The organism is Vibrio sp. 9-16B-A1 (assembly GCF_056726165.1).
The window spans coordinates 37745-50425 of sequence record NZ_JBSDZD010000005.1 but is presented as its reverse complement, the minus strand read 5'-3'; the positions used below and the strand labels follow the sequence as shown (position 1 = coordinate 50425).

General features: G+C 48.7%; 9 protein-coding genes. 7 read left to right on the top strand and 2 right to left on the bottom strand.

What is annotated here, in order from left to right; all coding sequences use genetic code 11:
• Positions 1–9 precede the first annotated feature (9 nt).
• The 7 genes from ACVB80_RS09875 to tssG are packed head-to-tail and all read left to right on the top strand — an operon-like array spanning position 10 to position 8768.
• Positions 10–1989: a serine/threonine protein kinase gene (locus ACVB80_RS09875; protein WP_481081121.1), complete on the top strand. Its 1980-nt coding sequence runs from the start codon at positions 10–12 to the stop codon at positions 1987–1989.
• A 5-nt stretch (positions 1990–1994) separates the two neighbouring features.
• Positions 1995–3530: a type VI secretion system protein TssA gene (tssA, locus tag ACVB80_RS09870; protein ID WP_481081120.1), complete on the top strand. Its 1536-nt coding sequence runs from the start codon at positions 1995–1997 to the stop codon at positions 3528–3530.
• 32 nt (positions 3531–3562) lie between these two features.
• Positions 3563–4072 carry a type VI secretion system contractile sheath small subunit gene (tssB, locus tag ACVB80_RS09865; RefSeq protein WP_481081119.1) on the top strand — a complete coding sequence of 170 codons (510 nt, stop codon included), beginning with the start codon at positions 3563–3565 and terminating at the stop codon, positions 4070–4072.
• A gap of 9 nt (positions 4073–4081) precedes the next feature.
• Positions 4082–5560: a type VI secretion system contractile sheath large subunit gene (gene tssC, locus ACVB80_RS09860; protein ID WP_481081118.1), complete on the top strand. Its 1479-nt coding sequence runs from the start codon at positions 4082–4084 to the stop codon at positions 5558–5560.
• Positions 5561–5607: 47 nt separating this feature from the next.
• Positions 5608–6018, top strand: a complete 411-nt coding sequence (tssE, locus tag ACVB80_RS09855; protein ID WP_481081117.1) for a type VI secretion system baseplate subunit TssE — start codon at positions 5608–5610, stop codon at positions 6016–6018.
• A gap of 12 nt (positions 6019–6030) precedes the next feature.
• The gene (gene tssF / locus ACVB80_RS09850; RefSeq protein ID WP_481081116.1) at positions 6031–7779 is read left to right on the top strand and encodes a type VI secretion system baseplate subunit TssF; all 1749 of its coding nucleotides are present in this window, start codon (positions 6031–6033) and stop codon (positions 7777–7779) included.
• Positions 7776–8768, top strand: coding sequence for a type VI secretion system baseplate subunit TssG (gene tssG / locus ACVB80_RS09845; RefSeq protein WP_481081115.1), 993 nt, complete (start codon positions 7776–7778; stop codon positions 8766–8768). Before tssF ends, tssG begins: the two co-directional genes overlap by 4 nt.
• Before the next feature lies 1 nt (position 8769).
• Here tssG and ACVB80_RS09840 read toward each other — a convergent pair whose 3' ends face one another.
• Both ACVB80_RS09840 and tssM read right to left on the bottom strand, forming a co-directional pair.
• Positions 8770–9255 (bottom strand): Lrp/AsnC family transcriptional regulator, encoded by a 486-nt coding sequence (locus ACVB80_RS09840; protein WP_481081114.1) that lies wholly within the window; start codon positions 9253–9255, stop codon positions 8770–8772.
• A gap of 12 nt (positions 9256–9267) precedes the next feature.
• Positions 9268–12666 (bottom strand): type VI secretion system membrane subunit TssM, encoded by a 3399-nt coding sequence (gene tssM, locus ACVB80_RS09835; protein ID WP_481081113.1) that lies wholly within the window; start codon positions 12664–12666, stop codon positions 9268–9270.
• Positions 12667–12681 lie beyond the last annotated feature (15 nt).

The following is a 12681-nucleotide window of genomic DNA, read 5'->3' as shown; positions in this document are numbered from 1 at the left end:
GAGTTAATTTTGTCCGATAATAAGAGCGGCAAGGATAGTTTTATTAACAACCTTGTTGTTAAAGCGATAGAGAAAAAGAAAAAACGGGAGCAGGCAGTCGAAAGAAAAAAACTGCCCAAGCTCGAGTACGTGCTGTTTTCTCAGTTTGATGTGTTGGATACGATCGAGTCTAAAAAGTCCGGTACGGTCCTTTATCATCTGGCGAACAAAGAAAATCCTGACAGGCAGCTGTGTTGTAAAACGCTGTCTGCTTCGGCTGCCGATGGTATGGACGAGCAACTCATCGCGGAAGCAACAGCTCTGGAGAGCTGTCAGCATCCGTCTATCGCTTCTTTTGTAAAAGTCGGGACTGAATTTGAAACGCCATATTTCATGTACGAGTGGGTTAAAGGTGAATCCCTCGCACAGAAAATTGTGCGCCACGCCAACAAAGGATTTCGCCATGACCATATTGCATGGTTGATTTACCAACTGGCGGGGGCGCTCGAATATATGCACACCCGGGGATACTGCCACCTTGACGTGAAGCCCGCTAATATTCTGATCCGGGAAGATGACTCGGTTAAACTGATTGACTTTGGCGCCGCCCAGGCTATCGGTGAACGGCTGCAGCGCTGTGAAGCCAGTCTGTCATACACCTCTCCGGCCTTTGTTCAGACCCGAAGAGCTCATCCACAGGATGATGTCTACTCTTTGGCTGTGATCACATATCACATGTTCCACGGTAACACCGAAAGCCGTGACTGGAAGCACGAGTTTAAATCCCGTCATCGCAGTCACCGGTTACCCAGGCATGTCTGGAGCCTGCTCAAAGAAGTTATTCTGAAACCCCGCGAGCACGGCTACACACCGATCTCTTTTGCACAGTCTCTGTCGAAAATCGATATCAGTGATAAAGCTCTGCAAAACGCTCCGGTTTTTAACAGCCTTCGAAATGCAGACCTTGTCCTGACCCGGTTTAATCCGGTGGAGGGCCTCCAGCTGGGAGCGATGAAGTGTCTTGAGCTCACTATGATGGTTGCGGTAGTTGCCCTTGTGGGCGTTTTGGTTTCCCGTAACTTTGCCCAGGATGCTCCTGTTACCGGTGAAAGGCAGACGTTATCTGTCCCCGATATGGCAGCGACAGGTGAAGCTATCAGGCTTTTCTCTCAGGATCCGTGGAGTATCCGCAGTGCTGTGTCACAGTCATCGGATGATGTTTCAGTCGTTAAAAACTACTCAGATCTCTACTCAATTCAAATGGATGTCCGGCGCAGCAATTATGACGAGCTGGAGAGCCAGGTGAAATCTCAGCGACACGCGATTCAGACCCAGCCTCAGAAGCTTTCGGAAATAAAGCGCCAGATAGTTGCTATCCAGGCTGAACTGGACCAGGCGGGGCTTCCCGGCCAGAAAATTGATAACAAGCTGACTTCAGTTGTGGCCAGCCTAAATGAACTCGCTGATAACAGTTATGAGCTTGGGTACGTTTACGGTCTGCCAAGGGAAGCGCTGGCCGATATGGTGATTGAAGGAGACGGGGCGTCGGTTGATCAGTATATGAAGAACGCGTGGGCAAGTTCTCAGGCAAATGCGTATTTCTTCTCTGACGTTTTACCGGGTCGGGTGAAAAATGAAGTAATGGCGAGAGCGCACCGTCTTGCCGATCGTAATTACTATTCCCGTGCAATTGACGAGATCTCCAGCGCGATGCGCTATTTTTCCGGCGATCAGGAATTAGCCGGATTAAAAAACGAACTGATAGTTAAACGTTCTGAATTTATTTTGTTTAACACCGTTCAGGGGGCAAATGTATTTGCACCGGACAAGCTTAAGCTGGCCCTGCGGGATTTGGAGAACGTTAACCCTGAACGTTTCCTCGAAGTTGAAGAGCAACTTAACAAGATTACTGCCAGTAAACTGTCATCGGGATACCACAAAAGCAGCAATGCTGAAGGTGCTGTGACGATGGAACGTGTGCTCAAGCAATATAATTCATCCCGGATCTGAACAACATGTCGACAGTAAATATTACGGATCTTCTGAATCCTTTCAGTGACTCTTCTCCCTGTGGAGAAGACGCAAAATATGAGTTTTGCTTTGAGCTTATGGAAGCCGAAGTGAAAAAATTCGGCTCTCTGTTTGGTGAAACAGTGGACTGGTCGGTGGTGAATGCCAATGCGACGGAAGTGCTCAGCCAGCACAGTAAAGATATTAAAGCGGCCTGTTATCTGACCCGTGCATATACAGAAAAGCACGGGTTTGCCGGGCTCTATTCAGGCCTTGAGTTAATAAAACAACTTTTAACTCAGTTCGGTTCAGATCTGCACCCAAAGCGCAAACGCGCGCGGGACGGGGCGATGGAATGGCTGATGGGGCAGCTGGAAAACTGCATCCCTAAGTTGCCTGAAGCTGCAGCATCCGACTCAGAGCTGGCGAAGATTGAAGATCTGATCCGTGACGTCGGAGAGCTATATCCGCGGGTATATACAGATACTGAGGTTCACTTCTACGGTCTTTGCAGCGTTATCGCTCCTTTGCGTCAGCAGCTTGCTTTATCTGCAGCGCCTGCCCCGGTGGCAACTGAGCCAAAGCCTGAGGCAGAGCCAGCGGCGGCTCCTCAGCCTGAACCAGCACCGGTTGCGCCTGCCCCGGAGCCCAAACCTGCACCAGCAGTATCCGCGCCGGCACCGGCTCCAAAGCCTGCACGTCAGGAAGTTACGCTATCTGATTATGATCTGGATTTCACCAGTACTTCAGCCTCTCAGAAAACACTGAAGAAAGTGGCTGAACAGATCCTCAGTCAGGATCCGAAGGCGTCTCTTGGTTACCGGATTAATCGTCATCTGACGTGGATGGATGTTACTGAAGTTCCTCCTCATGATGGCGAAGGGCTCACTCCTATAAGGCTTGCGGTTTCGCAGGATTCGATACAGGAGTACCAGGATGTAAGCGCTCCGGATGAAGCGCTGATCATGCGGCTGGAAAAGTTGCTTACCAGTGTTCCTTTCTGGTTGTCTGGTCACTGTCTGCTTGGCCGTTATCTGGACAAGCTGGGGTGGAAGGCGGTAAGTGAAGCGGTAAAACAGTCTGTTAATGAAATGCTTGGGCGATTGCCTGAGCTGAAGACGCTCTCTTTTGCTGACGGAACAGCATATTTGGATGAAGCAGGCAGGAAATGGCTTGAACCACAAGGCGCTGCTAAAAGAGTCATCCTGACAGAAGAACCGGAAGATACCGTGGTGAGTGAGGATAATTTTCCTCAGGTCATTTCTGAAATATCGCAGCGCCTGGAAGATAACGCTTCCGGCAGAAGTCAGTTTATAAATTATTTAAAGCTTATTAAGGCATATCATCAGGTCGGATTGATTCCTTTAAGTTTGCCATATATTGAAAAGTTGTGGCCAATCAGAAAGGAAATGAATTTGGATCAATGGGAGCCGGAATTATGCTCACAACTTGATGCGGCTGTACATGTCACGTTTGAGAGTTTGTATTCAGATAACTCAAACATGCCAGAAAAGTATCAGGAGTGGGTCGCCAACAACTAACTGTAATTAAGAAATAAGAAGGAACCTATAGTATGTCACGTGATGGCTCGGTTGCTCCCAAAGAGCGAATTAATATTCGTTACGTTCCGGCTACGGGCGACGTAAATGAAGATGTCGAGTTACCGCTGAGTATGATGGTGGTTGGAGATTTCACTGCGCGAGCAGATGAGACACCAATTGAGGATCGTACCCCGGTTAATATCGACAAAGATAATTTTAACGAAGTGATGGATGGCTACTCGCCAAATGTCAAAGTTAATGTCGAAAACCGTTTGTCTGATGAAGAAGGCGCTCAGATGGGCGTGGATCTGACATTTAATAAAATGAGTGATTTTTCACCGGAATCAATCGCCAGGAAGGTTCCTGAGCTGAACAGTCTGCTGGAACTTCGTGAAGCACTGGTTGCACTGAAAGGTCCGCTGGGCAATGTACCGGCATTCCGCAAGAAGATTGCTTCGGTTCTTCAGGATGAAGAGGCTCGCAAGAAACTGCTGGAAGAGCTGAATATCGGCGATGACAAAGAAACCGCAAAGGAAGAGTAAGAGGATAAGATGAGCACAGAAGCACAAGCGCCGGAGCAAGAAGCTGCACTCGTTGAAAGTGGCTCGTTGCTTGACAGCATTTTAAATGAAACCCGCCTGAAACCGAGCGATGAGGGATTTGATGTTGCCAAACGTGGAGTCGAAGCCTTTATTGCGGAATTGCTGAGCAACAGCGCCTCCAGCAAGGTCGATCAGGCTCTTGTTGACCTGATGATCGGTGAGATCGACATGAAACTGTCGAACCAGGTCGATGCGATTCTGCATAACCCTGAGGTTCAGGCTGTAGAGTCTACCTGGCGTGGTCTGAAGTACCTGGTCGATCACACAGATTTCCGTGAGAACATCCAGATTGAGCTGATTTCTGCAAAGAAAGATGAAGTTCTGGATGACTTCGACGATGCACCGGAAGTGGTGAAGTCAGGCCTTTACAAGCAGATTTATACCCGTGAATACGGCCAGTTCGGTGGTAAACCAGTTGGTGCGGTGATCTGTGATTTCCAGTTCAACTCAACATCACCTGACATGAAGCTGCTTGAGTATTTTGCAAATGTAGGGGCGATGTCTCACGCACCGTTTATTACTTCGGCTTCGGCTCAGTTCTTCGGCGTGGATTCGTACCAGGAACTGCCAAATCTGAAAGATCTGAAATCGGTATTTGAAGGTCCGCAATACACCAAATGGCGCGGTCTGCGTGAACATGAAGATTCACGTTACCTGGGGATTTGTACCTCGCGCTTTATGCTGCGTAATCCGTACTCAGTCGAAGACAACCCAATCAAGGCGTTTGACTACAACGAACTGGTTACAGATAACCACGAACACTTCCTGTGGGGTAACTCTGCTTATGCGCTGGCGACTAAAGTCAGTGAGTCATTTGCTAAGTACCGCTGGTGTCCGAACATCATTGGTCCTCAGAGTGGCGGTGCAGTCTTTGATCTGCCGGTTTACAACTATGAGTCAATGGGTCAGCTGGAAACCAAGATCCCTACCGAGATCCTAGTATCTGATCGCCGTGAGTTTGAACTGGCAGAAGAAGGCTTTATTGCTCTGACCATGCGTAAGGGTTCTGACAACGCAGCTTTCTTCTCTGCAAACTCTATTCAAAAGCCAAAGGTTTACCCGAACACTCCTGAAGGTAAGCAGGCGGAAATGAACTACAAGCTGGGTACTCAATTGCCGTACATGTTCATTATTAACCGTCTGGCACACTACATTAAGGTGCTTCAGCGTGAGCAGATTGGTTCGTGGAAAGAGCGTACTGATCTGGAAACTGAGCTGAACAAGTGGATCAGACAGTATGTTTCAGATCAGGAAAATCCGCCGGCAGAAGTACGTGGCCGTCGTCCGTTGCGCGCTGCAAAAGTTGAAGTGGCGGATGTAGAAGGCGATCCGGGCTGGTACCGCGTATCCCTTTCAGTGCGTCCTCACTTCAAGTACATGGGCGCAAGTTTTGACCTGTCTCTGGTAGGCAAGCTGGATCAAAACTAACCGTTCAGGCGGTCATTAGTTTAATGGCCGCCTTCTCAGGGGGATTTATGGAAAAAGGATACAGGCTGCTGGAGCGCATTGAGCTCGGTGAGCCTAAAAACAGCTATCAGCGGGTCGTTTCGCATAAGCATCTGATTGAGTCGGTCCACCTTCATCTTGCTGATCTGCTCAATACCCATTCAGGGAATGCGCAGATAGATCAGGAATACGGATTGCCGGACTTTAATGATGTTCTTTCGAATAACACGAACCTGGTACGTAATATTCAAAAGAATATTAAGGCAACGATTGAGAAGTTTGAGCCGCGTTTGAAGCATGTCCAGGTGAACTATCGCCAGGACAATCAGAATCCGCTGCAGCTTAGTTTCAGCATCTCTGGCGAGGTGTTTCATAACGGCGGAGAAGTGCCCATGAATATCGATGTATTTATGGGTGTTGACGGACAGTTTAATGTTTAGTGAGAGACTCTAGTGAGTAATAGCAGATACTTTCAGGATGAACTGACATACCTGAAAGAGGCTGGCAGTGAATTTGCGCAGTACCACCCAAAACTGGCTAACTTCCTTGGTGAAGGGGGAAATGACCCTGATGTGGAGCGTCTGCTGGAAGGTTTTGCTTTCTTAACCGGAAGGTTGCGCGAGAAAATCGATGATGAACTTCCTGAGTTAACGCAGTCACTGATCACATTGTTGTGGCCACATTTTATGCGCTCGGTACCATCTATGGCGATATCCGAGCTGACTCCTCATCCGGGCAGCGTAACAGAGAAGACTGTTGTCTCAAGAGGGGCTGAGATGGCCGCTGAAGCGGTGGAAGGCACTGAGTGCCTGTTCAGAACCTGTTACGACGTTCCGCTGTACCCGATCACGCTGTCTTCAGCTGAGCAGCAGAACAGCCGCAGCAGCTCTGTAGTTAGTTTGAACATCATCGCAGAGAATGACACAGAACTCTCACGGATTGGTTTGGATGAGCTCCGTTTTTATCTTCATGGTGAAATTCATATAACCCGTGCCCTCTATCTCTGGCTTTTCCGGTATCTCGATCATATTGAGCTGGATCTGGGGGGAGGCTGTTCGAAGCGTCTGCCGCCGTCTGCACTAAGTCCGGTGGGGTACTCAGAAAATGAAGCCCTGCTTCCTTACGGGAAGAACTCATTCTCCGGTTACCGGCTTTTACAGGAATACTTTTCGTTGCCCGAAAAATACATGTTTTTTGATCTGAAAGGACTCGACTGGCTGAAAGGTATCCCGCAGAGAAATACGCTGAAAATTTCGTTCGTATTTTCACGGGCGTTACCGGCAGAGGTCGTCGTTAAGGACAAACACTTCAAACTTCACTGCACGCCAATAGTGAACCTGTTCCCTAAAGATGGCGACCCTGTTCGTCTGGACCACAACAGAAATGAATACCGGGTTCGCCCTCAAAGCGGCAATCAGGATCATTTCGAAGTGTATTCGATCGATCATGTAGAGAGCTGGAGTAAGTCCGAGCGCAAGCGTAAGCAACTGATAGAGTTTGAATCTTTTGAGCACCAGGTCAATCAGACCGATAAGCAGGATTTCTACAAATCGACAGTCAGCGAGCGCATCAGTGGTCGCGGGCTGGAGCGTTACATTTCGTTCCATTCGCACAGCAATGAACTGACTCAGCTTAGTTCTGAGGTGGTGTTATCCAAACTTACCTGCAGCAACGCGCACCTTGCAGAACGACTGAATGTTGGTGATATCAGATTCAACACTCAGGGATCACCGGTTTACGCTACGTTTACCAATATCACCAAGCCGACCCAGTCAGTCAGTCCTCAGGTAAATGGTGAGCTGCAATGGCAGTTGATAGCGAATATGTCTCTCAATTACCTGTCGATCACCGATATTGAAGTTCTCAAAATACTGTTGTCTACCTATGACTTCCATTCAAGGGTGGACAGGCAGGCCTACCGGGCCTCTATTCATCGTCTTGATGGCATTAAAACGGTTGCGATGAAGCCTGTTGACCGCGTGTTTCGTGGTGTCTCTGTCCGGGGAAGCAAGATTGCTCTGACGATGAACTCCGGCTTTTTCGTAAACGAAGGTGATATGTATCTGTTGGCTGGTGTGATCAATGAGTTCATTCGCCTCTATTCCAGTATCAACTCGTTTACGGAGCTGGAGGTATTCAATGAGGCAACAGGAGAGACCTACCGCTGGGACAGCAGAGTAGGGCAGCAGACGATTCTATGATTGACCATCTTGTTCAACAATCCCATTCCTACAGCTTCTTCCAGGCAGTATCCCTTCTGGAGAAGTCGTATCAGCTTCAGCACGGCTATCATGGGGTGGGAAAAAACAAAAACTTCAGTCAGGAATACGTGCAGTTTGCCGTTTCGCCTGCACTGGGATTTCCCAAAAGTGATATCGAGTCGATAAACCAGTGGGAGTATGGTGGGCAGAGCTACACCAGGGTTGAAGTGAACTTCCTTGGCTTGCATGGCTCAAGTTCGCCGTTGCCGAGCTCATATACGGAAAAGCTGGCTGGGCGGGAGGATGAACATAATCCGGTGCGCCACTTTTTCGATTTTTTCCATAACCGTTACCTGTCGCTCCTGTATCGTATCTGGAAAAAGTATCGTTACCATATCCAGTATCAGAGTGATGCGTCGGATCCGTTTTCGGCCAATATGCTGAATCTGGTGGGGTTGTCAGGAGCTATTCAGGAAATAGATGCTGCTCATTTTGACCGGGCCAAACTGCTGACATATGTAGGACAACTTTCTACACGCGCCCGCTCTCCCAAGCTTATTTCAGGTGTCGTCGCCCACTATTTTGGCCTGCAAAACGTTGAAATAGAGGAGTGGGTATACCGGAGAGTTGCGATTTCTGAGAGCCAGCAAAACAGGCTTAGCCGGGTGAACACCGTACTGGGCCACGATTGCCATCTTGGAAGCTCTTTACCGGACTTAACCGGTAAGTTCAATTTGTGTATCAGGGATATTGACTTTGATACTTACGTTAAATTTATACCAGGAGGAGAGTTAAACAGGACAATTATTGAGTTTATGAGGTTTATTCTTCGTGATCCTTTGGCCTGGGATCTCAGACTGTCTGTGAAAAGCAGCACGCTACCCCTTAATTCGTTGGGGAACGGCAGGGGTAACGCGCTTGGTCAGACAATTTGGCTGGGGACACCTGCTAAGGAAAACGCTATGATATCCACCATAGGAAGTTTATAACTTAGCGGTTCACCGGCTGGTGTAAAACTACGGTAGTTCTGAGTTCTTTTATACCGCTTAAGGCTTCGATTTCATCGCACAAGAAATGAATATCCTGCAGGTCAGGGGCTTCAACCAGTGCGATGATATCGTAACTCCCTCCTACAATGCTCGAGAGTCTTATCTCCGGGATCTCTTTCAGCGCCTCGCTGATCTCCGTCTTTTTACCATTGTGGCACGAAATCAACAGGTAGCTTGCAGCTTTGCGCTTTTCGTTGTCCAGCCGAATTTGGGCTGTATAGCCCTTGATGACACCGGTCTTTTCCAGGCGGCTGATACGTTCTGCAACAGCGGTCCTTGACAGACCGACGTTGCGTGAAAGGTTTGCGATGGACTCCCGTCCGTTGGAAAGCAGACTGGAGATAATTCTCCGGTCCAGCTTGTCCAGATTACGCAGTGTTGAATGAGAGATCCTCTTCTCTAGCTTATCTAACGTTTGAATACTCATATTTTTATCTTCTTATATGTTGATTTTTTCAGGTAGTGTGAAGCTAAACAGTTCCACAAAAGTAAACGGGTTATTCGGTGTCAGCGGGCGTATGCTCAGTTTGAGCTCGCGTCCGGAAACATTGACTTCGCTGATGAAGCTGCCGTCGTCCGCCATAACCAGATTTGAGTCATCCAGTAGTCTGTAAAGAGCCCACTGCCCCTCTTTTGACAAGGTGTGCTGCTTTCCTTCTTCCGTGACATCCTGGATAGTCAGTGAAATGCCAAAGTCACCGCTCTCTGGTGGCCATGCCAGTTCTTTAAGCTTGCCCGGTCCGTGGTAGTAGGCCAGTTGTCCGTCTGCAAGGTTAACTGTCGCTCTGATAGCACTGGAGTCCATATCCACTACTTTGATACTGAACGGTACACGGAACGTGTTGGTGCTGTGGTTGATCAGCGTGCTGCGGATAGTGTTGTAGTTCTGCAGCTGTACCAGCAGTTCAGGTGACAGTGCCAGATACTCACCGTCTACGCGCTTAGGCTCCCACAGGTTGGTATCATAAAAAGGAGACAGGTTTTGCTGGATAAAGGCATCAATGGTTCCGCCTTTTGCAAACAGCTTTTCAAACTCCTCCAGAGAGATTTCTTTTTGAGCCTGACGATTAAACGGGTAACGGTTAAGCCCGACTTTTGAGAACTCGGTGTACACTTCGCTGTACCAGAGTGTCTGTACGCCCTGTTCGGCTTCCTGGAGCATAACGGCCCAGGTTTGGTTGACGATGTCTGTCAGCCAGCTGCGTACCGGTTCCGGGGTTTTCTGTGCAATTTGTTTAAGCCGGATCAACGGGTCGGCTTCGGTACTGCTCATACGGTACTGCGCTGCCGCCAGTGCCGCCATTTGTGTATCGGGGGCGTCGGCTATCCCTTTCATGTAAGTCCTGACCTGGCTCAGCGCACTTACGATCTCTTCCCATGGAGTAGGGGAGTTTTCGGTTTCGCTGACTTGCAGCTGGTTGATGATGCCAAATGCCTGTTCAACCCGGCTCATCAGAAGGTAGTCTGGCTGAATGACTTTTTCAGCAGCGTCTGTGGCCTGTTCAATCGCTTTACCCAGCAGTTGATTCTTTTCGCCGGCAACCAGTTTTTGTTTGTGCGACTCAGAAAAGCGGGTGTTGGTGAATAGTTGCTTAAGGACCGTTGTCAGCGGAGACGAAGGGCCGGAAGCGAGATCGATCGCGTTGGTTAAATCACCGATGTTGTCATAACGGCGCACTTTCAGTTCACTGAGAGCGTTACGCCAGTAGCTGATATAGTCATCGGTGTATTTTTTACGTACTTTATCTTTAAACTCATCAAGTTCGGCATCCGTTGGGATAATCTGGTTGGATAAGCCCAGCACCCAGTTGTCAACGATGACCTGTTGAGACAACAAATCGACACGCGGGCGATAGAAGGTGCTGAACCCGGTAGACGTGTAAACTTTGTTGATGTTCAGGCGGTCAAGTCCACCCCGGTCCATAAAGATATTATTAAAATCAAAGCCAACGGCACGCTGGATATCCAGTTTACCCAAGTCAATATCATGGGCCTGTTGCAGGATTTGGGCATAGACCATATCCACCTTAGAGCTGGCCAGCAGGTTACGCCGGGTAGCGCGCACCAGGTCCATGTTGATATCAACAGGCTCAAAGTCAGAGCTGAAATAAGGCGACAGATATTGCATAACCTGGCCGACCTGTTGTGGATTTTCACTGGTGAGCGTCAGTGTTTTCCGGCTCTGTTGTTTCAGGAATGCAATATCGCGCTTACCGGCATCCTTAAGCATCAGATAGCCTTTCAGTGTACTCAGTGTTTCAGCATAGTTGTCCTGAGAAGCGCTGAGTTGCAGGCGATAACCCTGCTCCAGAATCGGCATCAGAGAGTGCTCGATTTCTGTGAGCAGCTGCGTGTAAGCGATTTTGGTAGTCTCTTCAAGCCGGCTCAGGTGAAGAGAGGCCACCTGGTCATCGAGAGCCTTGTTACCGTCAATCCAGGCGTTGTAGAGGGGCTGGATTTTGCTGATGGCCTCATCCAGTTTGACCTGAGACAGGTATGCCGGTTCCGGTTGTTCAGCGCTGCTTTCAATACCGAGCAGTGTGTTGATCACGCGAAGGTTACTTTGCAGGGTGTCTTGCAGAAGATAGCCTCCCCCGGCAAGTACGCAGACAGAAAATGCCATAGAAAGCCGGCTGTTGCGGATAAGGCGGCGCAGATAAACCTTGTTCTCTCCCGCGTATTCAATTTCCGGCAGAATGTGAGAGTCAACCAAAAAGCGGGTAAAATACGGGGTCTCACTCAGATGTGAGTGCTGGGATGCGATGATAGGTAAGTTAAAGTAATTGCTGCAGCTTTTCGCAACCAGGTTGTACTTTCTTCCACCCTGCAGACAGGAAGTGAAGAAGACTTCACGCAAATCCAGTGAGTAACAGCCTTTGTTCAGTTCGTTCAGTTGCTCGACGATCCGCAGTACCTCATTACGGCACAGTTCAAACTGCTTGGGAAATGCCATGATCGCCTGCTTTTCTTCGACAGAGTTGGACTGAGATGTTGAATCCAGGGCGCTTTTCTCCATGGTTTTAACCAGGTTGTTGAAGCTGTCAATGAAGTAATCCCGCACTGCACCTTTCGCTTCTTTCAATGGGATCGACAGGTATTCCAAATGCGATTTCAGCGGGCTGTAGGTGATGTACTCTTTAAAACCTTCCAGTTTATCGAGTTTGCTTATGACCAGGTACAGTGGCAGAGCAGAAGAAATCTGGCTGAAGACGTACTCCAGACGTTCTGTCACCATACTTATTGTGTACTCAATTTGTTCCGTTTGGTGAACGACCAGATACTCAAGGTCTGCAAATAACAGACAGCCTGCGATTGGTTTGCGTGGTTTGGAACGGATAAGTTCACCGATCAGGGCCTCCCACAGAAGGTGATCGTTGCTTGACTGATCCTGAAGTAAAAGCCGTTGATCCGGTTTGATATAAACAGCATTGTCCGCTTCAAACCATTCGAAAAAGTCGTTCTTGACTGTGTTTTTCTTATCCTGGGGCTTCACCGCATTAGATACAGCCAGAAACGTTGATTTGCCTGCACCTTTGTTCCCGATAATAAGATAAACCGGCTTTCTGGGAGCCCGGCTTAACAAGGCTCCCAGGGCATTGGCGAGAATTTCATCTTCTGTTTCTATGTGCTGGGCCCTGGCTGTCTTGCGTTTCTTAAGCAGAACCCAGACATTGAACGCAACGAACAGAGCGACGATGCCTGAACAGACAGAGATGAAAGTGATGCTGTAGAAATCTTTCTCCAGCAGCCACCAGGACACACTTAGTGCAATAAGTACCAGTGCCGTGAGCAGCGTAGACAGCCACAGCGGTTTTTGGAACAGTTTTCTGCTTAACATAATGATTAACTGACG